23 protein-coding genes are annotated in these 23649 nt (G+C 59.1%); 8 read left to right on the top strand and 15 right to left on the bottom strand.

Annotation, left to right across the window (positions count from 1 at the left end; genetic code table 11):
* Window positions 1-186 precede the first annotated feature (186 nt).
* Window positions 187-792, top strand: a complete 606-nt coding sequence (gene azoR, locus CSK29544_RS14535; protein ID WP_004386715.1) for an FMN-dependent NADH-azoreductase — start codon at window positions 187-189, stop codon at window positions 790-792.
* A gap of 59 nt (window positions 793-851) precedes the next feature.
* Here azoR and CSK29544_RS14530 read toward each other — a convergent pair whose 3' ends face one another.
* From CSK29544_RS14530 to CSK29544_RS14515, 4 genes are all read right to left on the bottom strand, one after another.
* The gene (locus CSK29544_RS14530; RefSeq protein ID WP_007896956.1) at window positions 852-1178 is read right to left on the bottom strand and encodes a hypothetical protein; all 327 of its coding nucleotides are present in this window, start codon (window positions 1176-1178) and stop codon (window positions 852-854) included.
* A 79-nt stretch (window positions 1179-1257) separates the two neighbouring features.
* Window positions 1258-1578, bottom strand: coding sequence for a YdbL family probable chaperone protein (locus tag CSK29544_RS14525; RefSeq protein ID WP_029039383.1), 321 nt, complete (start codon window positions 1576-1578; stop codon window positions 1258-1260).
* A gap of 11 nt (window positions 1579-1589) precedes the next feature.
* A complete protein-coding gene (locus CSK29544_RS14520; protein WP_007782217.1) occupies window positions 1590-1781 on the bottom strand; it encodes a YnbE family lipoprotein in 192 nt (63 codons plus the stop codon).
* A complete protein-coding gene (locus CSK29544_RS14515; protein ID WP_007896947.1) occupies window positions 1778-4420 on the bottom strand; it encodes a YdbH family protein in 2643 nt (880 codons plus the stop codon). The genes CSK29544_RS14520 and CSK29544_RS14515 overlap by 4 nt, the downstream gene beginning before the upstream one ends.
* Window positions 4421-4631: 211 nt before the next feature.
* Between CSK29544_RS14515 and CSK29544_RS14510 the strand changes: the two genes are divergently transcribed.
* Both CSK29544_RS14510 and hslJ read left to right on the top strand, forming a co-directional pair.
* Window positions 4632-5621, top strand: coding sequence for a 2-hydroxyacid dehydrogenase (locus CSK29544_RS14510; RefSeq protein WP_004388292.1), 990 nt, complete (start codon window positions 4632-4634; stop codon window positions 5619-5621).
* A 53-nt stretch (window positions 5622-5674) separates the two neighbouring features.
* A complete protein-coding gene (hslJ, locus tag CSK29544_RS14505; RefSeq protein ID WP_007896943.1) occupies window positions 5675-6097 on the top strand; it encodes a heat shock protein HslJ in 423 nt (140 codons plus the stop codon).
* Here the strand turns inward: hslJ and CSK29544_RS14500 are convergent, their stop codons facing one another.
* A complete protein-coding gene (locus tag CSK29544_RS14500) occupies window positions 6098-6364 on the bottom strand; it encodes a putative hemolysin (RefSeq protein ID WP_015386690.1) in 267 nt (88 codons plus the stop codon).
* Between the two features lie 278 nt (window positions 6365-6642).
* On the opposite strand from CSK29544_RS14500, the gene nifJ reads away from it, so the two are divergent.
* The gene (gene nifJ, locus CSK29544_RS14495) at window positions 6643-10164 is read left to right on the top strand and encodes a pyruvate:ferredoxin (flavodoxin) oxidoreductase (protein ID WP_029039382.1); all 3522 of its coding nucleotides are present in this window, start codon (window positions 6643-6645) and stop codon (window positions 10162-10164) included.
* A 1-nt stretch (window position 10165) separates the two neighbouring features.
* Here the strand turns inward: nifJ and CSK29544_RS14490 are convergent, their stop codons facing one another.
* Window positions 10166-11212 (bottom strand): hypothetical protein, encoded by a 1047-nt coding sequence (locus CSK29544_RS14490; protein ID WP_007896941.1) that lies wholly within the window; start codon window positions 11210-11212, stop codon window positions 10166-10168.
* Between the two features lie 171 nt (window positions 11213-11383).
* Here CSK29544_RS14490 and CSK29544_RS14485 point away from each other — a divergent pair.
* A protein-coding gene (locus CSK29544_RS14485) for an IS1-like element IS1B family transposase (protein ID WP_095033700.1) occupies window positions 11384-12081 on the top strand; the annotation gives its coding sequence in 2 pieces (ribosomal slippage) (window positions 11384-11633 and window positions 11633-12081; 699 coding nt in all).
* 76 nt (window positions 12082-12157) lie between these two features.
* Here CSK29544_RS14485 and adhP read toward each other — a convergent pair.
* Entirely contained in the window at window positions 12158-13189 is a 1032-nt protein-coding gene (gene adhP / locus CSK29544_RS14480) for an alcohol dehydrogenase AdhP (RefSeq protein ID WP_007901488.1), read from the bottom strand.
* Between the two features lie 32 nt (window positions 13190-13221).
* Window positions 13222-14742, bottom strand: coding sequence for an acetaldehyde dehydrogenase ExaC (gene exaC / locus CSK29544_RS14475; RefSeq protein ID WP_007850080.1), 1521 nt, complete (start codon window positions 14740-14742; stop codon window positions 13222-13224).
* A 271-nt stretch (window positions 14743-15013) separates the two neighbouring features.
* Here exaC and CSK29544_RS14470 point away from each other — a divergent pair, with 271 nt between their 5' ends.
* The gene (locus tag CSK29544_RS14470; protein ID WP_007901491.1) at window positions 15014-16819 is read left to right on the top strand and encodes a sigma-54-dependent Fis family transcriptional regulator; all 1806 of its coding nucleotides are present in this window, start codon (window positions 15014-15016) and stop codon (window positions 16817-16819) included.
* Here the strand turns inward: CSK29544_RS14470 and CSK29544_RS14465 are convergent.
* From CSK29544_RS14465 to CSK29544_RS14455, 3 genes are all read right to left on the bottom strand, one after another.
* Window positions 16800-17870, bottom strand: coding sequence for a class I mannose-6-phosphate isomerase (locus CSK29544_RS14465; protein ID WP_007901492.1), 1071 nt, complete (start codon window positions 17868-17870; stop codon window positions 16800-16802). The two genes, CSK29544_RS14470 and CSK29544_RS14465, sit on opposite strands and share 20 nt — an antisense overlap.
* Before the next feature lie 16 nt (window positions 17871-17886).
* Window positions 17887-18744 carry an SDR family oxidoreductase gene (locus tag CSK29544_RS14460; protein ID WP_007901493.1) on the bottom strand — a complete coding sequence of 286 codons (858 nt, stop codon included), beginning with the start codon at window positions 18742-18744 and terminating at the stop codon, window positions 17887-17889.
* 403 nt (window positions 18745-19147) lie between these two features.
* Entirely contained in the window at window positions 19148-20260 is a 1113-nt protein-coding gene (locus CSK29544_RS14455) for an endonuclease/exonuclease/phosphatase family protein (protein WP_007901494.1), read from the bottom strand.
* A gap of 105 nt (window positions 20261-20365) precedes the next feature.
* Here CSK29544_RS14455 and CSK29544_RS24325 point away from each other — a divergent pair, with 105 nt between their 5' ends.
* Complete coding sequence (locus tag CSK29544_RS24325; protein ID WP_029039381.1) at window positions 20366-20545, top strand: hypothetical protein; 180 nt, start codon at window positions 20366-20368, stop codon at window positions 20543-20545.
* Entirely contained in the window at window positions 20546-21478 is a 933-nt protein-coding gene (gene ttcA, locus CSK29544_RS14445) for a tRNA 2-thiocytidine(32) synthetase TtcA (RefSeq protein WP_007901496.1), read from the top strand.
* Between the two features lie 39 nt (window positions 21479-21517).
* On the opposite strand, the gene ynaL is transcribed toward ttcA, so the two are convergent.
* From ynaL to CSK29544_RS23085, 4 genes are all read right to left on the bottom strand, one after another.
* Window positions 21518-21667 carry a proline-rich small protein YnaL gene (gene ynaL, locus CSK29544_RS24320; protein WP_004387322.1) on the bottom strand — a complete coding sequence of 50 codons (150 nt, stop codon included), beginning with the start codon at window positions 21665-21667 and terminating at the stop codon, window positions 21518-21520.
* A gap of 321 nt (window positions 21668-21988) precedes the next feature.
* The gene (gene zntB, locus CSK29544_RS14440; protein ID WP_004387321.1) at window positions 21989-22972 is read right to left on the bottom strand and encodes a zinc transporter ZntB; all 984 of its coding nucleotides are present in this window, start codon (window positions 22970-22972) and stop codon (window positions 21989-21991) included.
* A 39-nt stretch (window positions 22973-23011) separates the two neighbouring features.
* Window positions 23012-23215: a hypothetical protein gene (locus CSK29544_RS14435; RefSeq protein ID WP_004387320.1), complete on the bottom strand. Its 204-nt coding sequence runs from the start codon at window positions 23213-23215 to the stop codon at window positions 23012-23014.
* Window positions 23216-23293: 78 nt separating this feature from the next.
* Window positions 23294-23467, bottom strand: coding sequence for a GhoT/OrtT family toxin (locus CSK29544_RS23085; RefSeq protein WP_004387319.1), 174 nt, complete (start codon window positions 23465-23467; stop codon window positions 23294-23296).
* Window positions 23468-23649: the final 182 nt, after the last annotated feature.

Genomic DNA, 23649 nt, shown 5'->3' with positions numbered 1-23649 from the left:
CACGGCCCGTTAAATCTTAGGGTTTCGTTAAGCGTAGAGTACCACACCGCTTTCTGGCGCGCCTTGTTCAAAAATTTAGAACATAGACTTCGATATATTGCGCTATCACTGTAATCGGTTTGTGAATAGAGTTGTCGTCAGGCAAGGGGCAACGGCCCTGACAACCAAATCAAAAAGGAACATCCCATGAGCAAAGTACTCGTTCTGAAGTCCAGTATTCTGGCAGGTTACTCCCAGTCCAACCAGCTTTCCGACTACTTCGTGGAGCAGTGGCGTGAAAAGCACAGCGCGGATGAAATCACCGTGCGCGACCTGGCGGCAAACCCGGTGCCGGTACTGGATGGCGAGCTGGTTGGTGCCCTGCGCCCGTCAGACGCGCCGCTGACCCCGCGTCAGCAGGACGCGCTCTCGCTCTCTGATGAACTGATTGCTGAGCTGCAGGCGCATGACGTGATTGTTATTGCGGCGCCGATGTACAATTTCAACATCCCGACCCAGCTGAAAAACTATTTTGACCTAGTGGCCCGCGCTGGCGTAACGTTCCGCTACACCGAGAAAGGCCCGGAAGGTCTGGTAACCGGCAAGCGCGCTATCGTGCTGACCAGCCGCGGCGGCATCCATAAAGATACCCCGACCGATCTGGTGACCCCGTACCTCTCCCTGTTCCTGGGCTTTATCGGTATCACCGACGTGAACTTTGTGTTTGCCGAAGGCGTGGCTTACGGCCCGGAAATGGCGACCAAAGCGCAGAGCGACGCCAAAGCCGCTATCGACGCGCTGGTTTCTGCATAAGAGACGTCCAGACCAAAAAACCGCCCTCCGGGGCGGTTTTTTTATGGGCGCAACCCGCGTTACGCCACCACCCACGGCGTTTCATCAAGCGCAAACACCAGCGTGTTATCCCGCACCTGATAAGGAATGGTGTAAGTGCGCGCATCATGCATATCGCGATCGCAGCACGGCTCGAAATAGTGCACCAGACAGCGGAACGTAAAGGTGCGGTCGGTAATGTCGGTTATCTCGAACGACTCCGGCTGATAGGCGTAGCGGATATCGTCCGGGTGCTCGGACATCACCAGATGTTTAAACAACCCGGCGTTAGCGCGCAGCAGCTGCGCAATAGCCGGTAACGATGACGCCTGCGCGTCGTCCAGCGGCAGAGTGTATTCGGTTGTCATGACGTTTCTCCTGTAAGCGTGTTTGCCGAGCCTGACACAGGCGCGCGGCGTCGTCTGTTACCCGTGGGGAGTAGCGGGGTTATTTTTTCATCCACCGGCCATTAATGCCGCGCACATATTCGCCGGGTTTACTGCGCGCCACCAGCTTCTGCCCTGCCATTTTCGCCACTTCATCGACCGGCAATCCGTTCTGTTGGGCGACGTCGCGGTAGCTTTCAGCCCGCGCCTGATTAATGCGCGCCACCAGCGCCGCCGTTTCCGCATCCTGCGCCACCGGCGCAAGATAACCGGTGAACGTTTCGCTCACGCGCCCTTGCGCGCGGGCCTCGTCAAGCGTCAGCGCGTAGCTGACGGGGCTTGCCAGCAGCAGCGCCAGCATCACGACCAGCAGGCTTTTCATTGGCCGCCTCCTCAGAAGAGATCGCTGCGGCTTTGCAGCAACGCTTCGACGTCTTTATCCACTTTAATATGGATATCATGTTCAATTTTGACGTTCATATTAATGGTAATCGGCTCTTTGGGCGCCGCCACCTCAATACGCGGCGTACAGCCGCACAGTGCCAGGATGATGACGCCTGCCATCAGCGTGATTGCGGTTTTCATGGTTGTTCCTCGCAGGTCTTCCCTGACGTTGCCTTGCAACGCGCGGCGGGCAGCGTCGCGTGTTGCTCAAGCCAGGACTGTAAATTATCGCCGAAACGCAAGCTGCGCCACAGCGTGAATAGATTTTCCTGATGCTGATAGTTAAGCCGCACGCCGCTGGTTTTGCCGTCCACGTGGCTTTCGCCCTGGAACTCCGAGCGCATGCGCAGCACGCCGAGATTATCAACATCCAGCCGCGTCCAGGAGCGGGAGATTTCCATATAGCGCAGCCAGTTGACCGCCGCCGCGGCCGCCGCGTTATCCCGCGCCATCGCGTCCGCCATCTCTTTATCCATGCGCAGCGTCAGCGGGCCGGGGCTGGTGAGCCAGCCGTCATGCACAATCCATTGCGGGTTATCGACCCACAGCGGCAGCGCGCCGTTAATGGCACCGGAGAGCGCCACCTGTTTGACGTTGGTCGCGGTGATCAGCTCGCTCGACGAGATATTTTCCAGGCGCAGCAGCGCCGCTGTGTGCTGCGGCAGGCGCAACTGCTGCATACGAATTTTGCCGCCGAGCAGCGACGCGCTGACGTCGCTTAACACCAGCGGGCTCGCCTCGCTCCACGGATAGCTGCCCTGGAGTGACGCCGTAATATCCCGCGCCGGCACCTGGCTTTGGATCTCCGCGATATTCAGCCGCACCGGCCCGCGCGTGCCGAGCTGCCAGGTCGAATCGCGAAAGCGGAACGGCAGCACGAAGTCCACGCCGTTAAACTGGTTGTCTTTGGTCCAGGCGCTGCCCTGTTTCACCACGCCGTGACCGCCCGCCTCGAATCCCTGGCCTGCCGCGGCGGAAAACGCCACCTGCGCGTAAAAACCGCCGTCGCGCAGCAACAGCTTCCAGTCTGGCGGGAGCAGCGGCTGGAAGACGGCGAGCGGCTGCGGCGACCACCAGGCCTGACCGCGCAGGCGCTCGCCATCCCAGCGGCCATTGACGCGCACCGGGCCAATCTCACCCGCATGCAGATCGCCTTTAAACTGGAACGCGCTCGGATCGCGCCCCTGGACGCTGAAATTAAGCGTTGACGGCGGCAGGCTGGCGCCGCTGGTAAAGCGCGTGGCGCCGGCATCCAGCTTCAGCGCGCCCTCCAGCGCCTGAGTCGCGGCTCCCCGCGCCCAGCGCACCGGTGTGCTCAGCGCCAGTTGCGGATGGTCGACCGTCAGGCTCCCGTACTGCCATTTGTCGAAACGCGTGTTGAGTTCGCTGAGCGTGATCACCTCGTCGCGCCACTCGCCGCGCCCGCCGACAGACCAGCGCGACCGCATCGGTTCAAAGGTGCCGTTGCCCCAGTAGCGCCAGCGCCACAGGCCCGCATCGGGCAGAAAATCCTCGGCGCGGCCATCCAGATGCAGCAGCATATCGCCCTGACCCGGCTCGCTGGCGCGCGCGATGGCCTGCAAACGCCCGTCAATGCCCTTTTCCGTCACCGTCACGCCCGCGAGCGGCCAGCGGATCTCTTCAATATTGAGCGCATCAATAACTCGCCCGCGCGAGCGCAACAGTGCGCCCGGCAGAAAATGCAGCGCAGGCGAGAGCAGCGGGCCGCGCAGCATGGCGGGGAGGCTTGCGTAAAACGCCAGCGCGTCCTGTTTCGCCTCGCCGGTGATGCGCAGCGGCATCGCGCTCTCGCGCAGGCTCAGGGTGCCAGGGCCGAAGGTCATCACCGCGTTGCCCTTCCCGGCATTCCCCTGCGTCACCACATTCACACGTCCGCTGATGCGCGCGGCATCCAGCCCGCCGCGCCAGTTCTCCACGCGAAGCGCGGCGCGGCCGCTTAGCGGAAAGCCCTCATACGGCCAGCGCCAGCGCCCGTCGCTGAAAGCAAACGAATCGTGACCGGCCTGCCACGGGAGATCGAGCAGCGGATCGGGATCGTCCTGCGCAAAGAGTAATAGCTGCCCTTCGCCGCCGCGCCACGTGACCTCAGCGCGAGCGCCATGCGGCGCCTGGGGGAGTGAAAACCGCGCCTGCGTCTCGCCTTTGGTCGGAATGCCATCCGGCATCAGCGCGAGCGTGAAATCGCCGAGCAGCGACACCGGCGGCTGGCCGTCAAAGAGGTGCAGACGCAGGCGCTCCACCTTCAACGCCTGCCCTTCAAGCCTGGCGCTCACGTCCAGCTTGTCGCCGGTAAAGGCAATGCGCTGCGTCTGCGGGCTGAGGCTCGCCTGCAGTGTGCCGACATAGTCCGGCAGGTCGGCGAGTTTAAGGCGCGCTATCTCCACCTCGCTTTCCGGCAGCATCGTCTGCCACTGGGCGAGCGTGCGCGGCGCGCCGGGCGCGGGGTCGTCAGGTATGGCGCTGAAGCAGCTGGTGTTGAGCGTGAGAGCGTCCAGATGCAGCCGCCAGCGCGTCGGGTGGCTCAACACGACATGTTGCGCGTGGGCGAGTTCGCAATCGCCCGCGAAATAACGCAGATCCGGCAGCACAATAGCGGAGCGGGTCAGGCGCGGGCGCTGCTCCAGCGCGATGCGCGTTCCCTGCGGCAGCCAGACGCCCGCGAGCGTCGGCAGCCAGTAGCCCGCGGTTAACAGCAGCGCCAGAGGCAGCAGCACAACCAGAAGTAATAAAGCGATGACGGCTCTGTATTTACCCTTCATGGGCCGTTAATATCCTGATTCAGCGAGAAATTATGCCGAAGAAAGCCATTATTCTGACAGCTTTGCCAGGCGAGGTGAAGCCAGGGCGGCTCTGAAAGCATAGTTGACCTAGAATTAGAGGTAAGCACCTGTTCGACAATTAATTTTTAAACTTTGTACGATATTTTTAATTATGCTAACGTGATCACAGCAAATCACTGGAGAAAGTCTTATGAAACTGGCGGTTTATAGCACAAAGCAGTACGACAAAAAGTATTTGCAGCATGTTAACCAGGAATATGGCTTCGATCTTGAATTTTATGACTTCCTGTTAACCGAGCGCACGGCGAAAACCGCCATTCATTGCGACGGCGTCTGCATTTTCGTTAACGACGACGCCAGCCGCCCGGTGCTGGAAGAGCTGAAAAAGCATGGCGTGAAATTTATCGCGCTGCGCTGCGCGGGCTTTAACAACGTCGATCTCGACGCGGCAAAAGAGCTGGGGCTGAAAGTCGTTCGCGTGCCGGCTTACTCACCGGAAGCCGTGGCTGAACACGCGGTGGGCATGATGATGTGTCTCAACCGCCGCATTCACCGCGCGTATCAGCGCACCCGCGACGCTAACTTTAACCTCGAAGGGCTGACCGGCTTTACAATGTACGGCAAAACCGCAGGCGTTATCGGCACCGGTAAAATCGGCGTCGCGGCGCTGCGCATTCTGAAAGGCTTTGGCATGCGCCTGCTGGCGTTCGATCCGTACCCGAGCGCCGCCGCGCTGGAGATTGGCGTGGAATATGTCGACCTGCCGACCCTGCTGGCGGAATCGGATGTCATCAGCCTCCACTGTCCGCTGACGCCGGAAAACTACCACCTGCTGAACCAGAGCGCGTTCGAGCAGATGAAAGACGGCGTAATGATCATCAACACCAGCCGCGGTGCTTTGATCGATTCCCAGGCCGCGATTGAAGCGCTCAAACGCCAGAAAATCGGCGCGCTGGGGATGGACGTGTATGAAAACGAACGCGATCTTTTCTTTGAAGATAAATCTAACGATGTGATTCAGGATGACGTGTTCCGCCGTCTTTCCGCCTGCCACAACGTGCTGTTCACCGGCCACCAGGCGTTTCTGACGGAAGAGGCGCTGATCAGCATTTCTGAAACCACGCTTGGAAATCTGCGCCAGCTGGAACAGGGCCAGCCCTGCCCGAACGAGCTGGTGTAACACCGCCGACGCGCCGCCTGGCGCGTCGCGTTTTTTACCTCAGGGAGACGACCATGAAAAAAATCCTTTTCACCTTGCTGGCGGGAATGACGCTCGCCGGTTGCCAGAACACGGCGACGTCAAACGTGACGCCTGAAACGCTGCAACACCACCGCTACGTGCTGCAAACCGTCAACGGCGCGCCGCTCGACTCAACGCACCGCGTGCCGGAGCTGAGCTTTGGCGAGCGTATGCATGTCTCCGGCAGCATGTGCAACCGCTTTATGGGTCAGGGTGAACTGCATGGCGATACGCTGAAGGTGCAGGGGCTCGCGTCAACGCGCATGCTGTGCGCCGAGCCGCAGCTCAACGAGCTGGATAAGCTGATGAATGAGATGTTAAGCCAGGGAGCGACGGTGAGCGTGGAGAAACAGCAGCTCACCCTGAAATACCGCCAGTACAGTCTGGTCTATAAACTGGCGGATCTGATGTCGTAATCAGTACGCGGCGCAGGCGCCAGAGGCGAGCGCCGCTTCGCTGCAACGTTTGCCGTTGGGCAGCGCGCACATACCGGTGGTCGTGCCGTCAAGCTGGCGCGCGACCGACAGCGAGCCCCCGACCATCGCGCAGTTCGCCTGCCCTGCACTCGACAACGCAGCTCGCATTCCCGGCGGCACATGGGCCGCGGTGGCCTGCTGAACGGGTTCGCTGCTGCATGCCGATAATAGTAACGCGGCACATCCTACCCAAAACGCTGCTCGCATGTTTCTCCCCTTTCGTTGACAAGCAAAACCTGAGCATCATAGGCCGCCCGACGCGGCGCGTCGAGATTCCTGCTGCTGCTTTTTTGGACGAAGACACATTTTTTTGCGCTTTTCGGCCTCTTTCTCTTGATCCTGCGCATGAAATGATTCACCTCGCGAATAGTCAGTACACAAAAACGAAAATCCCGGCTTCAGGGCTTTGCTAAAATTCCCTTATTACTACAGGGTCTGTTGCGTCCGCACAGATCTGACAATGTTGCGCAATGTAAGGGTCTTTTATGATTACTATCGACGGCAACGGCGCAGTCGCTTCAGTCGCTTTTCGCACCAGTGAAGTTATCGCTATTTATCCCATCACGCCGAGCTCCACGATGGCGGAGCAGGCCGACGCCTGGGCCGGCAACGGGATGAAAAACGTCTGGGGCGACGTCCCGCGCGTGGTTGAGATGCAGTCCGAGGCGGGCGCTATCGCGACCGTCCACGGCGCGCTCCAGACCGGCGCGCTCTCCACCTCGTTTACGTCTTCCCAGGGTTTGCTGCTGATGATCCCGACGCTCTATAAGCTCGCGGGCCAGCTCACGCCTTTTGTGCTGCACGTGGCGGCGCGTACCGTCGCCACCCATGCGCTCTCGATTTTCGGCGATCACTCTGACGTCATGGCCGTACGCCAGACCGGCTGCGCGATGCTGTGCGCCTCAAGCGTTCAGGAGGCGCAGGATTTCGCGCTGATCTCCCATATCGCCACGCTAAAAAGCCGCGTGCCGTTTATTCATTTCTTCGATGGATTCCGCACGTCACATGAAATCAACAAAATCGCGCCGCTCGCCGATGACACGATCCGCGCCCTGCTGCCGCAGGCGGAAATCGACGCCCACCGCGCCCGCGCGCTCAACCCGGAACACCCGGTGATCCGCGGCACCTCCGCCAACCCGGATACCTATTTCCAGTCCCGCGAGGCGACCAACCCCTGGTATGACGCGGTCTATGACCATGTCGAACAGGCGATGAACGATTTCGCCGCCGCCACGGGCCGCCAGTACCGGCCGTTTGAGTATTACGGCCACCCGGAGGCCGAACGGGTGATTATCCTGATGGGTTCCGCCAGCGGCACCTGCGAAGAGGTGGTGGATGAACTGCTCACCCAGGGCGAGAAAGTGGGCGTGCTGAAAGTCCGCCTGTTCCGCCCGTTCAGCGCGCGTCACCTGCTGGCGGCGCTGCCGCAGAGCGTCCAGCGCATCGCGGTACTTGATCGCACCAAAGAGCCTGGCGCGCAGGCGGAGCCGCTTTATCTGGATGTGATGACCGCGCTGGCGGAAGCCTTTAACCGCGGCGAGCGCGACAGCCTGCCGCGCGTCATCGGCGGCCGTTACGGGCTTTCCTCCAAAGAGTTCGGGCCGGACTGCGTGCTGGCGGTGTTTAATGAACTGCGCGCCGAAAAACCGAAACCGCGCTTTACCGTCGGGATTTACGACGACGTGACGCATCTCTCCCTGCCGCTGCCGGAGAATACGCTGCCCTCTCACGCGCGCCTGGAGGCGCTGTTTTACGGGCTTGGCAGCGACGGCAGCGTCTCGGCCACCAAAAACAACATTAAAATTATCGGTAACGCGACGCCGTGGTACGCCCAGGGCTATTTCGTTTATGACTCCAAAAAAGCGGGCGGTCTGACCGTTTCTCACCTGCGCGTCAGCGAGCGGCCCATTAACTCCGCGTATCTGGTAAGCCAGGCGGATTTCGTCGGCTGCCATCAGTTGCAGTTTATCGATAAATACCAGATGGCCGAGCGCCTGAAACCCGGCGGTATTTTTCTGATTAACACGCCTTACGCGCCGGATGAGGTCTGGCATCAGCTGCCGCAGGAAGTCCAGGCGGTGCTGAATAACAAAAACGCGCGCGTCTTTGTGGTGAACGCCGCGAAAATCGCCCGCGAATGCCAGCTCGGCGCGCGCATCAACACCGTGATGCAGATGGCGTTTTTCCATCTCACGCAGATCCTGCCGGGCGACAGCGCGCTGGAGGCGCTCCAGGGTGCCATCGCCAAAAGCTACAGCAGCAAAGGCCAGGAGCTGGTAGAGCGCAACTGGCAGGCGCTGGCGCTGGCCCGCGAATCCCTCTTTGAAGTGGCGCGCCAGCCGGTGGATGAGACCAGCCACCTGCGCCCGCCGGTGGTTTCCGACGCCGCGCCCGATTTTGTCAAAACGGTGACCGCCGCGATGCTGGCAGGGCTTGGCGATGCGCTGCCGGTCTCCGCGCTGCCGCCGGACGGCACCTGGCCGCTCGGCACCACCCGGTGGGAGAAACGCAATATCGCGGAAGAGATCCCCATCTGGAAAGAAGAGCTTTGCACCCAGTGCAACCACTGCGTCGCCGCCTGTCCGCACTCGGCGATCCGCGCCAAAGTGGTGGCCCCGGAAGCACTTGCCGACGCGCCCGCCTCGCTCGCCGCGCTGGATGTGAAATCCCGCGATATGCGCGGGCAGAAATATGTACTGCAGGTCGCGCCGGAAGACTGCACCGGCTGCAACCTGTGCGTCGAGGTCTGCCCGGCGAAAGACCGCCAGAACCCGGAAATCAAGGCGATTAATATGATGTCGCGCCTGGAGCATGTGGAAGAAGAGAAACGCAACTACGACTTCTTCCTGAACCTGCCGGAAATCGATCGCAGCTCGCTTGAGCGTATCGACATTCGCACCTCGCAGCTCATCACCCCGCTGTTTGAATACTCCGGCGCGTGCTCCGGCTGTGGGGAAACGCCCTATATCAAGCTGCTGACCCAGCTTTATGGCGATCGTCTGCTGATTGCCAACGCCACCGGCTGTTCATCCATTTATGGCGGCAACCTGCCCTCGACGCCGTACACCACCGACGCCAATGGCCGCGGCCCGGCGTGGGCGAACTCGCTGTTTGAGGATAACGCGGAGTTCGGTCTGGGTTTCCGCTTAACGGTCGATCAGCATAAGGCGCGCGTGCGGCGTCTGCTCACGCAGTTTGCCGATAAACTCACGCCTGCGCTCTATGAGGCGCTGCACGCTGACGCCACGCCGGAAGTGCGTCGCAAACAGGTCGCGGAACTGCGCCAGCAGTTACAGGGTGTGGAAGGCGCACAGCAGTTGCTGACAGACGCCGACGCGCTGGTGGAAAAATCCATCTGGCTGATTGGCGGCGACGGCTGGGCGTATGACATCGGTTTCGGCGGCCTCGATCATGTGCTGAGCCTGACCGAGAACGTCAATATTCTGGTGCTCGATACGCAGTGCTATTCCAACACCGGCGGCCAGGCGTCGAAAGCCACGCCGCTTGGCGCGGTGACGAAATTCGGCGAACACGGCAAGCGCAAGGCGCGTAAAGATCTCGGCGTGAGCATGATGATGTACGGGCATGTTTACGTGGCGCAGATTTCGCTTGGCGCGCAGCTTAACCAGACGGTGAAAGCGATTCAGGAGGCGGAAGCCTACCCCGGCCCGTCGCTGATTATCGCCTACAGCCCTTGTGAGGAGCATGGCTACGATCTGGCGCTGAGCCACGATCAGATGCGCCAGCTTACCGCGACGGGCTTCTGGCCGCTTTATCGCTTCGACCCACGCCGCGCCGACGAAGGCAAGCTGCCGCTGGCGCTCGATTCGCGCCCGCCGTCAGACGCGCTGGCGGAAACGTTGCTCACCGAGCAGCGCTTCCGTCGCCTGAACGCGCAGCAGCCGGAGGTGGCCGAACAGCTCTGGAAAGACGCCGCCGCCGATCTGCAAAAACGCTACGACTTCCTGGCGCAGCTCGCCGGCAAAGCCGAGAAAGTCAGCGAGTAATTTAGCGCTTATCTTTATCATCGCCCCTGTTTTTGGCAGGGGCGTTTTCGCCCAGCGCCTCGCGGCTTAATACCTGATACCACGTAAATTTATCGCCGGTCGTGCATTTCACCGCCACGCCGTGTAAATCCCCGTCTTTCAGGAAAAACCCACGGTACTGATTGTCCCCCACCGTTAAATAACGCGCCTTTTCGCCAAGTTCATAAATCGTCTGATAGCGATCGCCGCAGCGAAACGTCGTGCGGGTATCAAACTGATAAAAGGAATTTAATAACGCGCCGCCCAGCGTGCGGACATTCGCTATCATTAATCCCGACAGAATGCAGGTAAATACCACGACAAATATATACTGACTGTCCAGAGAGAGTTTGGCCCGTTTCTTGCGCCTTTTAAGGTTCGCCTCTATCACGCCTGCAATCATAATCACAACGACATAGGCAATATTCACCACAATGAATGCCGCAAAAAATAACGTCATTGACCAGGTGGTATACGGGAGCTGCGCTGCTGAAATATCCCAGGATTCAAGCAACATGCCGCTGGCGATCATTCGGGCAAAAAACAGCACCAGCGCCAGCAGCAGGGTCAGTACTTTGCTCAGTAACGACGCGGCGCGCGGGGAGAGGACCGAAAGGCAAAACAGATAAGACAGAGTCAGGCTAATCGCGCCAAAAAAGCAAGAGGCAGCCACCAGAGACCAGACAATAATGCCAGGCGCATGCGCGACCGCCAGTAAAAAGCTCAGGGAGATAGTAAGCATGGCGGTACGAGACAACGACACCGAGGCTTTCACTTTGCTGTACTGCTTGCGCGGCAGGAACCCCTTCAGACGTTTGCGCTCCTGAGTATGAAACGCCGCGCGTCCGTAATAATCGATAATATACGCACACACCCACAGCATATTAAACCAGATGGCCGCACCGACCAGCGACGGGTCATGGGTTTTATTCGCGACGGCCAGAATAAAAAGGGTAATAAACCAGTTAATACACCAGAAAAGAATAAGCGCAGGCATCTGCCACGGTAGTTTATGTAATAAGCCGAACATGACCTTTCCTTGAGTCAGAAAAACCCACACCTTAATGAGAAATATTTATACCTGCAACCTGACCATATGGATGCAATGACGCAACGTGATTATTTATGAAAGTACAATGACAGAAGGGTGATGCTGCCAACTTACTGATTTAGTGTATGATGGTGTTTTTGAGGTGCTCCAGTGGCTTCTGTTTCTATCAGCTGTCCCTCCTGTTCAGCTACTGACGGGGTGGTGCGTAACGGCAAAAGCACCGCCGGACATCAGCGCTATCTCTGCTCTCACTGCCGTAAAACATGGCAACTGCAGTTCACTTACACCGCTTCTCAACCCGGTACGCACCAGAAAATCATTGATATGGCCATGAATGGCGTTGGATGCCGGGCAACCGCCCGCATTATGGGCGTTGGCCTCAACACGATTTTCCGCCATTTAAAAAACTCAGGCCGCAGTCGGTAACCTCGCGCATACAGCCGGGCAGTGACGTCATCGTCTGCGCGGAAATGGACGAACAGTGGGGATACGTCGGGGCTAAATCGCGCCAGCGCTGGCTGTTTTACGCGTATGACAGGCTCCGGAAGACGGTTGTTGCGCACGTATTCGGTGAACGCACTATGGCGACGCTGGGGCGTCTTATGAGCCTGCTGTCACCCTTTGACGTGGTGATATGGATGACGGATGGCTGGCCGCTGTATGAATCCCGCCTGAAGGGAAAGCTGCACGTAATCAGCAAGCGATATACGCAGCGAATTGAGCGGCATAACCTGAATCTGAGGCAGCACCTGGCACGGCTGGGACGGAAGTCGCTGTCGTTCTCAAAATCGGTGGAGCTGCATGACAAAGTCATCGGGCATTATCTGAACATAAAACACTATCAATAAGTTGGAGTCATTACCTGACAGAAGATTCTCATCAGAATGAGATGTAATAAGCGCCGCCTCCCTGCGGCGCTTATTTTTACAGCGACATATCCACCACGATGCGACCGGTGATTTTCCCGTTACGCATACGGTCGAAAATATCGTTGATATTCTCCAGCGGCTCGACCGCAATTTCTGCCGCCACTTTATTATGGCCCGCGAAATCAAGCGCCTCCTGGAGATCTTTACGCGTACCGACAATCGAGCCACGCACCGTGGTGCCGTCCAGCACCATATCAAAGATAGAGAGATCGAATTTACCCGGCGGCAGGCCGTTCAGCACCATCGTACCGCCGCGGCGCATCATGGTGGTCGCCTGGGCGAACGCTTTTGGCGACACCGCCGTTACCAGCACGCCGTGCGCGCCGCCGAAAGTGTCATGGAAATAGCTGCCCGGATCGACCTCCAGCGCGTTGGCCGTCACCTGCGCGCCGAGGCGTTTCGCAAACTCCAGCTTATCGTTATCAATATCCACCGCCGCCACGTTCAGCCCCATCGCGTTGGCGTACTGAATCGCCAGATGCCCTAACCCGCCGATGCCGGAAACCACCACCCAGTCACCCGGTTTGGTGTCGGTCATTTTCAGCCCTTTATAAACCGTCACCCCCGCACAAAGGATCGGCGCGATATGGGTAAACTCGACGTTATCCGGCAGGATGCCCACATAATTGGCGTCTGCCAGACAATACTCGGCAAAGCTGCCGTTAACCGAATAGCCTGAGTTTTGCTGGCTGTGACAAAGCGTTTCCCAGCCCCCGAGACAGTGTTCGCAGTGCCCGCAGGCGGAATAGAGCCACGGCACGCCCACGCGATCCCCCTCTTTAATGTGCGTCACGCCCTGGCCGACCGCCACGACATGCCCCACGCCTTCATGGCCCGGAATAAATGGCGGATTCGGTTTCACCGGCCAGTCACCTTCCGCCGCGTGGAGATCGGTATGACACACGCCGGTCGCCGCGATTTTCACCAGCACTTTACCTGGTGTGACTTCCGGCACCAGCACTTCCTGGATCTCCAGCGGCTGCCCGAAGGCCTTGACCACGGCCGCTTTCATTTTCATCGCTTTCATCAGTTACCTCGTTAACGGGTCGTTCGGATGGATCAGAAAAGGTTCAGAGGCTGAATGTCATAGCTGACCAGCACATTTTTCACCTGCTGGTAATGCTCCAGCGCTTTTTTATGGGTTTCGCGGCCAATGCCGGAATTCTTGTAGCCGCCGAACGCGGCATGCGCCGGATAGAGGTGGTAGCAGTTGGTCCAGACGCGGCCCGCTTTGATTTCGCGACCCATGCGCCACGCGAGATTGGTATCACGCGTCCAGACGCCCGCGCCAAGACCAAATTCCGTGGCGTTGGCCAGTTTCAGCGCCTCGTCAGCGTCTTTAAAGGTGGTGATGCCGATAACCGGCCCGAAGATCTCTTCCTGGAAGAAGCGCATCTCGTTTTCGCCTTTAATCAGCGTTGGCTCAATATAGAAGCCCTTCTCGAGCGCCGCGCCGTGGTTCACACGCGAGCCGCCCGCGAGGATCTGGCCGCCCTCGCCGCGCGCGATATCGATGTAAGAGAGAATTTTGTCGAACTGCTCCTGAGAGGCCTGCGCGCCAATCATGGTGTCAGTGTCATAGGGGTCGCCTTTACGAATGTTGGCCATACGCGCCAGCACACGTTCCATAAAGGGTTCGTAAATCGATTCCTGAATCAGGGCGCGGGACGGACAGGTGCACACTTCCCCCTGGTTAAAGAAGCCCAGAATCAGCCCTTCGGCCGCTTTTTCGATAAATTCAGGCTCTGCCTGCATAATGTCGGCAAAGTAAATATTAGGCGACTTTCCGCCAAGCTCGACGGTGCTGGGGATAATATTTTCCGCCGCGCAGGCCAGAATATGCCGCCCGACCGGCGTGGAGCCGGTAAACGCGATTTTCTCGATGCGTTTACTGCGCGCGAGCGCCTCGCCCGCCTCCTGCCCGAAGCCGTGCACCACGTTCACCACGCCCGGTGGCAGCAGATCGCCAATCAGCTCCATCAGCACGGAAATGCCAAGCGGCGTCTGTTCCGCAGGTTTGAGCACCACGCAGTTGCCCGCCGCCAGCGCGGGCGCGAGTTTCCACGCCGCCATCAGGATCGGGAAGTTCCACGGGATTATCTGCCCGACCACGCCGAGCGGTTCATAAATGTGATACGCGACGGTGTACTGATCGATTTCCGCGACGCTGCCCTCCTGGGCGCGCAGACAACCGGCGAAGTAGCGGAAGTGGTCGACCGCCAGCGGAATATCGGCGTTCAGCGTTTCGCGAATCGGTTTACCGTTATCCCAGCTCTCGGTGAGCGCTAATTGTTCGATATGGCCCGCCATGCGATCGGCGATGGCCAGCAGCAGGTTCGAGCGCTCCTGTACGCTGGTTTTGCCCCACGCGGGCGCTGCGGCATGGGCCGCGTCCAGCGCGCGCTCAATATCGGCTGCGCCAGAACGCGGGAACTCCGCCACCACCGCGCCCGTCACCGGCGTGGTGTTAGTGAAATATTGACCTTCGACAGGCTCGACAAACTGACCGCCAATAAAGTTTCCATAACGCTGTTTAAAGCTAACGAGTGCACCAGGCTGACCGGGGTGAGCATATTTCATGGCAGATTCCTCAGTGTAGCGACAATCGGTTAAGCACAGTTATCTGTGCGGCGCACAGATATAAGCAGGTCTTATGCCAGAGTGACGGGCATGGTAAAAACTCCCTATTAAACCTTCATAAACAATCGGTTAAGAATGAGGTTTTTGAATCGCTGGCGCGCAGAGCAGACACGGGACACGGAAAATGTCGCGGAACTGTGTCATGTGTCGCAACACATGCAACACCAAAATGCTACATATTTGAAACATATATACCCACCCGGAGAATGCCATGCCGCACAGCGCCTCGTTGACCTCCGCAGGCGTAACGCCGTACTGCGACGACCTGTCTTTTCCGTGTCTGCTGAATGACTCCTGGCAGCGCAGCCAGCGCTACGGGCTGACCCGCAACGATGACGCCACCTCGTTTGTCAGCCGCGCCCTGCTTGAAGAGGCGCGATCGCAACACGGCTGGCTGAAAACGCTCGCCCGCCCGCTGATGCAGCGGCTCGGTGAGAGCCTGAGCCGCGCACCGTCGGTTGTGGTCGCCACGGACGATACCGGTCTCGTGCTGGATACCTTCGGCAATAATCAGTTTCTGCATAAGGCGCAGCGCGTGGCGCTCGCGCCCGGTAATCTGTGGGGCGAACACGCGCGCGGCACGAACGCCATCGGCACCGCGCTGGCGCTGCACGCGCCGTGCGAGGTCCACGGCAGCCAGCATTTCCTCAATCAGAACGCCGGGCTTTACTGCTACGGCGTGCCGGTGTTCCGTCCGGACGGGCAAATCGCGGGCGTGCTGGATCTCTCCACGCCTGCACGGCAGCCCGTGGCCGAGGCAGGCCGCCTGATGCGTCAGGCCGTGCGCCAGCTGGAGCACGACTGGGTTATCGCGCAGCTCGACGCCCAGCAGTGGCTGCTGCGCCTGCACACCGACCCAACCGCGCTCGGCTCGGCACAGGAGCTGCTGCTGGCGTTCCGCGATAACCGGCTGGTGGCCGCCAATAAACTGGCGATGGACGAATTCAAGCTTTCCACCGCGCATATCGGCACGCTCTCGCTTGACGCGCTGTTCCCGCAGGCGTTGCCTGCAAGTGATGACACCGCCCTTACCGCCATTAACCAGCGCCGCTACCACACCCGCCGTCAGCTTCCGGCGCGGCGCGTCTGGGCCGCGTATCCCGCGATTTCGCAGGAAGAAGAGAGCGGCGTTGAAACCGCCAAAGCGCTGCGCCTGCTGAACGCGGGCATCGCGCTGTGCATTACCGGCGAAACCGGCTGCGGCAAAGAACACCTGAGCCGCCGCCTGCATCAACAAAGCCAGTGGCGCGACGGCCCGTTCGTCGCCATTAACTGTGCTGCGCTGCCCGAGCAACTGATTGAGTCGGAACTTTTTGGCTACCAGCCCGGCGCGTTTACCGGTGCCAGCAGCCGCGGCTATATCGGTAAAATCCGCGAAGCCGACGGCGGCGTGCTGTTTCTGGATGAAATTGGCGATATGCCGCTTGCCATGCAGACCCGCCTGTTGCGGGTGTTGCAGGAGAAAAAAGTGGTGCCGCTCGGCGGCACCCGCGCCGTACCGGTGACCTTTACGCTTATCTGCGCCACTCACCGTCCGCTGGACGAGATGGTGGCGCGCGGGGCGTTTCGCGAAGATCTCTTTTACCGGATTGAAGAGTACCGGCTGCGCATTCCGCCGCTGCGCGAGTGGCCCGCGCTGCCGCGTTTTGTCCAGCGGCTGTGGCAGGAGCTGGGCGGGGCGCGCCGCGGCGTCACGCTGTCTGCCGATCTGGTTGAGCATATCGCGCGTCTGCCGTGGCCGGGAAACGTGCGCCAGCTTGCGAGCCTGCTGAAAGTATTGCTGGCGCTGGCGGACGATGGTGACGTTGTCACGTTAAACGACCTGCCGCCCCCCTATTGTTCTGTGGCCGGACATAAAGAACCGGCGCAGCCTTCAGAGAACGCTGCGCCGGATGTGGACGCCATCTTGCAGAGCGTGAACGGTAACATGAGCCTTGCGGCGCGTAAGCTTGGCGTCTCGCGCAGTACACTCTACCGGCGGCTTGAGAAACAGCGCGCTAGCGCAGGCGTCCGCTGATATCCCCGAGCGCGTCGATGGCCGTCTGCGGGTAGCCTGCCGCGCGCAGCGGCGCGACAATCTCCTGCGTCAGATCCGGCACGTAACTCACCAGCAACTCCCCTTTGCCGCAAAACTCCGCCTCGCCGAGCGCGGCGGGCAGAATCACGCTCTGCGCGCGCTCAAGCGTCATCACCGCGTTACCGGGCGTGTGGATAGTGACCGGCGCGCCGATATTGGTGACAATGCGCACCGAGGAGAAGTGGTAGTCGTAGCAGGTATCGAAGCGCCAGCGCTCCAGCGCGAAATAAGGACCTGCGCAGCACAGCAGACGCTGGACGGCCTCGCACTCCTCCAGCACCAGCCCGCGCTGCGGCTGGGTCAGCAGTTCAGGGCGCAATTCTTCCAGCAGTTTATCGATGTTACGCGCCTGCTCGTCAGGCGGCACTGGCGAGCCATCTTCCATATTCCACGGCATCGCATGCTGCTGAATATCAGACGTCTGTTCGATCTCATAGATCAGCGTATCCGGCCCGAAGGAGTGCAACTGCCCGCCCGGCACATAGATCGTATCGCCGGTTTTGAGCGGCAGGCGGTACATGACGCGGTCATAATCGCCCGCCAGTAACGCCTCGCGGATCGCCTCTTTTTTGACGCCGGTTTTGATACCAACAAGGCAGGTCGCGCCGGGTGCGGCCCAGAGAATATGCCAGGCCTCGGTTTTGCCATTCGGCTGGTTTTCCAGGCGCTGCGCGATGTCGTCGTTGGCGTGCAGATGCACCGGCAGCATGCCGCTGCCGTCGATAAATTTGCTGAGTAGCGGAAAGTACGGGCCGCGCCAGCCTGGCGCGACCAGTTCATCGGGATAGCGCGTCGTCAACTCACGCAACGACATGCCAGCGTATTCGCCATTGGTGACGGTCGCTATCATGCCGTCAACGTCGCTCACTTCCCAGGTTTCCGCGATGCGCGATTCCGGCAGTTCCGCCTTACCGAGCTGCGTTTTGATGCGCGTGCCGCCAAAAATGTGGGTCGCGAGCGGCGTCGTCAGCGTAAGCGGATAGTTGAGCATCCCTCTCTCCTTTTTATCAGATAACCGCCTGGCCGCCCGTGACGGCGACGGTCGCGCCCGAGACGTAGCTTGCCTCGTCACTTGCCAGCATCACATAGATCGGTGCCAGTTCTGCAGGCTGACCGGCACGCGCCAGCGGCACTTGGCTGCCGAAATCTTTGACCTGTTCCGGCGGCATGGTGGACGGAATCAGCGGCGTCCAGATGGGGCCGGGTGCGACGGCGTTCGCGCGAATGCCTTTTTCGGCAAGCAACGCGGCCAGGCTGCCGGAGAAGTTCACGATAGCCGCTTTGGTGGCGGAATACGCGATGAGCTTCGGCTTCGGCTGGTCGGCGTTGACCGAGGCGGTATTGATGATTGAGCCGCCCGCGGGCATATGCGGCACGGCGGCTTTGCAGATCCAGAACATGCCGTACAGGTTAGTTTTCATGGTGCGGTCGAACTCTTCATCGCTGATTTCATCCAGCGAATCGCGGGTCATCTGGAACGCCGCGTTATTGACCACGATGTCGATTTTGCCGAACGCATCGGCTGCTTTCTGCACCAGCGCGCGGCAGTGGGCGGCATCGGTGATATCGCCAGGCACCAGCACCGCTTTGCGGCCCGCCTCTTCCACGAGACGCGCGGTGTCTTTAGCATCGTCATGCTCATCGAGATACGAAATAAGCACATCGGCCCCTTCGCGGGCATACGCGATGGCGACCGCGCGGCCAATGCCGGAATCACCGCCGGTGATGATGGCGGCTTTACCGGTGAGACGGCCTGAGCCCTTGTAGCTGGTTTCGCCGTGATCGGGCTGCGGCTGCATTTTGGTGGTGCTGCCAGGGACATTCTGCTGCTGTTCCGGGAATGGCGGTTGTGGACGTGTCGTCATGGTTTGTTCTCCTGTTTCTTTTCATTTCGCGCCTTTAAAACGCGAAAGACATCCGGGTTTCAGGAACCTGACGCTTATCAGCGCCAACGATGAAATCAGGTTTCAGTATAGTTGACGAGATATTTATGCAAGCGAAGCGGGAAACCAGACGGGTAATTTTTATCCGCTGCGGGGGGTTATTTTTATGGATTGAAAGCACGCCAGGCGCGTTATTAACGAGGCGGAGAGGCACACCAATAACGTTTTATATAACAGTATCTTATTGGTAAATAATTCGACTATAAAAAGAGAAAAATATAACGCGCGGCGTGCTGGCTTTTATTATTCTTTCACCCGATGAGAAAACGCGGATAAATCCGGGCCAGCGCCGAGGTCGCGTAGCCCGTTTTTTGTCGCCGCTGATTTAAATATTAAGATCCACCCACAGTGCTGCGTGATCGGAGCCAGCCTGCTGCGGCTTTTTCAGCTCCGGGTAAACCTCCCATTTTACCGGCCGCTCGCCGGGCCACATGCCTTTGCGGATAACGCCGCCTGCGGTAACGCGCTCCCACAGTGCGGGCGACAGCAAAATGTAATCGAGCTTGTTGTTTTTGGCGCTGTTGCCCCAAGTGCCAGGGTATCCGCCGTTATCGAACGCCGGGTGCGTAAAAGCGTCGCGCAAATCGGTTTCTTTGAGCAGCGGTGCCAGGGTGTCGCTCTCCGGCGTGTCGTTGAAATCGCCCGCAATCGCAATAAACTGCTCGCCGGCATCACGGCGCGCCTTGTAGATTTCCGCCACCCGCTGCGCCTGCGCTTTACGCCTGGCGTCGGACTCCGCTTTGCCGCCGTAGCCTTTACTTTTCAGGTGGTTCACCATCACCCACAGCGTGTCGCCGCTTTTCAGCGGCACCGAATATTCCGGGCAGTCGCGCGAAAAAATCAGCTGGCTGCGCGCGTCGCGATCGTCCACGTGGCTGCGCATCAGGCCGATGGGATAGTTCGCGCCAGTAAGCAGGCCAACGTCAATACCGCGGGTGTCGTTGCCATCGATGACCATGACGTGACGAAACGGCTCGCCGCCGAGCGCCGCGATAATTTCCTGGTTAAACGCCGCCAGCGCCGGACGGCTCTCCGCCTCTACCACCGCCAGGACATCGGCGTTAAGATCGCTCATCACTTTCGCGGTGATGCGCATGGCGACTTCATCCACCGGCGATTCGATAAGCTCAAGCGAGCCGACCCAGTCGGCGCGGCCGCTGGCGATAATCTCGATACCGCCGTCGCGCGGGCGTTTCAGCAGGTTGCCACGGTTGCGACGCAAAATGACAAACGGCCCGGTGTCTGATTTCTCAAGCCCGAGCGCCACCATCAGCTTCACCATCTCTTTTTTACTGGCCTCGCTGTAGGTGATTTCGCCGAGCAGTTCATTCAGCCGTGCGAACTTTTCCAGCACCGGCCGCCCCTGCGACCAGCTACTCTGCGACATGACGCGCGCGCGATCGAACAGGTTTTCTACGTTATAAGACGCCAGACGCATAGCCCCTCCCGTGTTGGTTTTCCCCTGCCGCTGGCTCCACAGCCCGGCATCCGGTCTTTCTCAGTGTGGCAGCAAAATGTTACGGCTTCAAAACAGGGGTGTGCGATGCAAAACGCGCTGGTATTCGTCGCGGTAATCCGTACCATACACGCCACGCACAGGAACAATATTCGGGCCTGCTGGCGCAAGCGGCGATATCCGCCGGGCGCGGGCAAGCCAACGGTGAATTCGCGCGCCGGGCAATCCGCCAGGGCGCGCCGCAACGCAGAACTGAGCCACTTTTAAATGTCTGAAATTCAAGAAATTAGCAAAAAAGAGCAGTACAACCTCAACAAATTGCAGAAGCGCCTGCGCCGCAATGTCGGGGAGGCGATCGCCGATTACAATATGATTGAAGAAGGCGATCGCATTATGGTCTGCCTCTCCGGCGGTAAAGACAGCTACACAATGCTGGAAATTCTGCGCAATTTGCAGCAGAGCGCGCCGGTTAACTTTTCGCTGGTGGCGGTGAATCTGGACCAGAAACAGCCGGGTTTTCCGGAGCATATCCTGCCGGAGTATCTGTCATCGCTTGGCGTGGAATATAAAATCGTTGAGGAAAACACCTACGGGATCGTCAAAGAGAAGATCCCGGAGGGGAAAACCACCTGCTCGCTCTGCTCACGCCTGCGCCGCGGCATTCTTTACCGCACCGCGACCGAGCTTGGCGCGACGAAAATCGCGCTCGGCCATCACCGTGACGACATTCTGCAAACGCTGTTCCTGAACATGTTCTACGGCGGCAAAATGAAAGGCATGCCGCCGAAGCTGATGAGCGATGACGGTAAGCACATTGTGATTCGCCCGCTCGCTTACTGCCGTGAAAAAGATATTGAGCGTTTCTCGCAGGCGAAAGGCTTCCCGATTATCCCGTGCAACCTGTGCGGCTCACAGCCCAACCTGCAGCGCCAGGTGATCGCCGATATGCTGCGCGACTGGGATAAACGCTATCCGGGCCGTATCGAAACCATGTTCAGCGCGATGCAGAACGTGGTGCCGTCGCACCTCTGCGACACCGAACTGTTCGATTTCAAAGGTATTCATCTCGGCTCTGAAGTGGTGAACGGCGGCGATCTGGCGTTTGACCGCGAAGAGATCCCGATGATGCCTGTGGGCTGGGCACCGGAAGATGACGCGGCGCCACCGATGCAGCGCCTCGACGTGCTGGAAATCAAATAAGCATGAAGCCCTCCCCGCGGAGGGCTTTTTTTTGCGCGCTTAACGCATATGCGGCGGTGGGTCGTCGATAGGGCGCGGGTCGGGTGATGGCGGATCGGGCACGGGCTGCGGCGTTGGGATCGGGTCCGGCACCGGTACGGGATCGATGGGCACCGGATCGCTCATGCGGGTCTGATAGAGATGTTGCATGTCGCTTCCTCTTTATGTGGCAGATACCCTAAGCGTAGAAGATGCGTCACAGAAGGGAAAAGCGCGGCGCGGGTGCGCCAGAATGCAGAGGGTAAAACGCAGGCAAAAAAAAAGCCGACTTAAACAAGTCGGCATCGTACGAATCAATTGTGCTATGCAGTAATTCAAAAAAGGAAGTAAGACAATATGGAGCGCAACGCCCATCGCTTGACGTTGCATTCACCTGCGACAAGAATGATGCCGTGAAACGACGTACCATTTCTTGATATCGCTCAAAGTCGTGAGGATTTTTCGTTCAGTTCTCGCTCGAAATACGTTTTTTTACAACCATTTACTTCGATGTAACCACCATGTAACACCGCCGATCAGCAGCACCAACGCCACGCAAAACACGCTAAACCCAAGATGCCAGCCGCCGCCGGGAATACCGCCGAGGTTGACGCCAAACAGGCCGGTGAGAAACGTGCTGGGCAAAAAGACCATTGCCATCAGCGACATCGTGTAACTGCGCCGCGACAGCGACTCCTGCATCGTCTGGGAAATCTCATCGGCCATGACTGCGGTACGCGCGATGCAGGCATCGATTTCATCCAGGCCGCGGCCAAGACGGTCGGCGATATCCTGCATCCGGCGGCGGTGATCGTCCGTCATCCAGCTAAAACGCTCGCTGGCGAGGCGGGAAAAAACATCGCGCTGCGGCGACATATAACGCCGCATCACAATCAGTTGCTTGCGAAGCAGCGCCAGCACACCGCGCGGCGGCACGATCTCTTCGAGCAGGTTGTCTTCGAGATCGATGATTTTGTCGTGCAGCTCTTCGATAAATTCGCTGGCGTGGTCGGTCAGCGCGTCGCAGGCGTCCACCAGCCAGCCGCCGACATCCGCCGGGCCGCTGCCCTCGTTGAGGTCGTGAATAATATCGTCGAGCGCCAGCACCTTACGCTGGCGCGTGGAGACGATAAGCCGCTCGTCGATGTAAAGCCGCATCGCCACCAGCTGGTCTGGCCGTTCATCGGTACTGCCGTTGATGCAGCGCAGCGTAATCAGCGTGCCGTCGCCCATGCGGGTGACGCGCGGGCGCAAGCTTTCACCCGCCAGCGCGTCGCGCACCAGATTCGGCAGCAGCGGCGTCTCAGTGAGCCACTGCGCGCTTTCCGGGTTGGCATAGTTCAGATGCAGCCAGCAGGGATGGTCTTTATCGATAACAGCGTCATCCTGCAATGGCTTCACGCCACCGTGGCCGTCCAGCAGCCAGGCGATGACCGCGTCCGGCACATTGACTTCAGAGCCTTTAATGGCCTCCATCGTATCTCCTGATGTTCAGTTCAACGTCGCCGCGTGCGCTCAACGGCTTTCCAGCGCGGCCTGAATGGCGTCCGCCAGTTCAGCCAGGTGGTGACGGGTATATTCGATATCTTTGGCAAGCTTATCGCGCCCTTCATAACCATTCGGGGCCGCCACAGAGGCTTTGATCAGTTCAAGGGCGGCGTTCACCGCCAGCAGGCGTTTTTCCGCATCGCTACGGGAGGGATAATTTTCAGGCAGCATAATTCGCTCCGGTGATTCAACTGGCTTTATGGTGATACATTGCGCAGGAATTTCAAGCCGAAGCGATGCCGTTGAGGATTAAAACAGCGCCACCAGCAGGGCGACAGGGAAACTCATCGGCCAGGTCGCGCCGATAAGCGTCGCGCAAAGCAGCTTAATGCTGGTTTTGTCTTTGGCGATAAAAAAGGTAATGAGCGCCGCGATTGCCGCCATGACGGCGTAAAACACGAGCATATGTTGATAGAGCGTCATGATTGCGTATCCATACTGAGAAGGCGGTCGCAATATGCGATTTTTTATGACGCAGATCAAGTGTCCGTACGGGCCGTCGCGCAGAAAAACTTGATCTGCTTCACTGTATCCCTGCTGTAAACAAGGATGAATCAAATCTGCGCGCGATGTGTTAACGTCAGCCTACCCATAAATTTTACAAC

The sequence above is a fragment of the Cronobacter sakazakii genome (genome assembly GCF_000982825.1).
In the GTDB taxonomy this organism is placed as follows: Bacteria; Pseudomonadota; Gammaproteobacteria; order Enterobacterales; family Enterobacteriaceae; genus Cronobacter; species Cronobacter sakazakii.
The sequence above is the reverse complement of the archived record's forward strand: the minus strand, read 5'-3'. Positions and strand labels throughout refer to the sequence as shown.

Excerpts from the sequence above, each read along its gene's own strand:
- ynaL (WP_004387322.1), bottom strand. The coding sequence starts at position 21,667 with ATGCAACATCTCTATCAGACCCGCATGAGCGATCCGGTGCCCATCGAT.
- CSK29544_RS23085 (WP_004387319.1), bottom strand. The coding sequence starts at position 23,467 with ATGACGCTCTATCAACATATGCTCGTGTTTTACGCCGTCATGGCGGCA.
- CSK29544_RS14490 (WP_007896941.1), bottom strand. The coding sequence starts at position 11,212 with ATGTTCGGCTTATTACATAAACTACCGTGGCAGATGCCTGCGCTTATT.
- CSK29544_RS14515 (WP_007896947.1), bottom strand. The coding sequence starts at position 4,420 with ATGAAGGGTAAATACAGAGCCGTCATCGCTTTATTACTTCTGGTTGTG.
- azoR (WP_004386715.1), top strand. The coding sequence starts at position 187 with ATGAGCAAAGTACTCGTTCTGAAGTCCAGTATTCTGGCAGGTTACTCC.
- CSK29544_RS14500 (WP_015386690.1), bottom strand. The coding sequence starts at position 6,364 with ATGCGAGCAGCGTTTTGGGTAGGATGTGCCGCGTTACTATTATCGGCA.
- CSK29544_RS14470 (WP_007901491.1), top strand. The coding sequence starts at position 15,014 with ATGCCGCACAGCGCCTCGTTGACCTCCGCAGGCGTAACGCCGTACTGC.
- CSK29544_RS14520 (WP_007782217.1), bottom strand. The coding sequence starts at position 1,781 with ATGAAAACCGCAATCACGCTGATGGCAGGCGTCATCATCCTGGCACTG.
- CSK29544_RS14455 (WP_007901494.1), bottom strand. The coding sequence starts at position 20,260 with ATGCGTCTGGCGTCTTATAACGTAGAAAACCTGTTCGATCGCGCGCGC.
- CSK29544_RS14435 (WP_004387320.1), bottom strand. The coding sequence starts at position 23,215 with ATGCTGCCTGAAAATTATCCCTCCCGTAGCGATGCGGAAAAACGCCTG.
- exaC (WP_007850080.1), bottom strand. The coding sequence starts at position 14,742 with ATGAAATATGCTCACCCCGGTCAGCCTGGTGCACTCGTTAGCTTTAAA.
- CSK29544_RS24325 (WP_029039381.1), top strand. The coding sequence starts at position 20,366 with ATGCAAAACGCGCTGGTATTCGTCGCGGTAATCCGTACCATACACGCC.
- ttcA (WP_007901496.1), top strand. The coding sequence starts at position 20,546 with ATGTCTGAAATTCAAGAAATTAGCAAAAAAGAGCAGTACAACCTCAAC.
- CSK29544_RS14460 (WP_007901493.1), bottom strand. The coding sequence starts at position 18,744 with ATGACGACACGTCCACAACCGCCATTCCCGGAACAGCAGCAGAATGTC.
- adhP (WP_007901488.1), bottom strand. The coding sequence starts at position 13,189 with ATGAAAGCGATGAAAATGAAAGCGGCCGTGGTCAAGGCCTTCGGGCAG.
- CSK29544_RS14530 (WP_007896956.1), bottom strand. The coding sequence starts at position 1,178 with ATGACAACCGAATACACTCTGCCGCTGGACGACGCGCAGGCGTCATCG.
- CSK29544_RS14525 (WP_029039383.1), bottom strand. The coding sequence starts at position 1,578 with ATGAAAAGCCTGCTGGTCGTGATGCTGGCGCTGCTGCTGGCAAGCCCC.
- CSK29544_RS14510 (WP_004388292.1), top strand. The coding sequence starts at position 4,632 with ATGAAACTGGCGGTTTATAGCACAAAGCAGTACGACAAAAAGTATTTG.
- CSK29544_RS14465 (WP_007901492.1), bottom strand. The coding sequence starts at position 17,870 with ATGCTCAACTATCCGCTTACGCTGACGACGCCGCTCGCGACCCACATT.
- zntB (WP_004387321.1), bottom strand. The coding sequence starts at position 22,972 with ATGGAGGCCATTAAAGGCTCTGAAGTCAATGTGCCGGACGCGGTCATC.
- hslJ (WP_007896943.1), top strand. The coding sequence starts at position 5,675 with ATGAAAAAAATCCTTTTCACCTTGCTGGCGGGAATGACGCTCGCCGGT.
- nifJ (WP_029039382.1), top strand. The coding sequence starts at position 6,643 with ATGATTACTATCGACGGCAACGGCGCAGTCGCTTCAGTCGCTTTTCGC.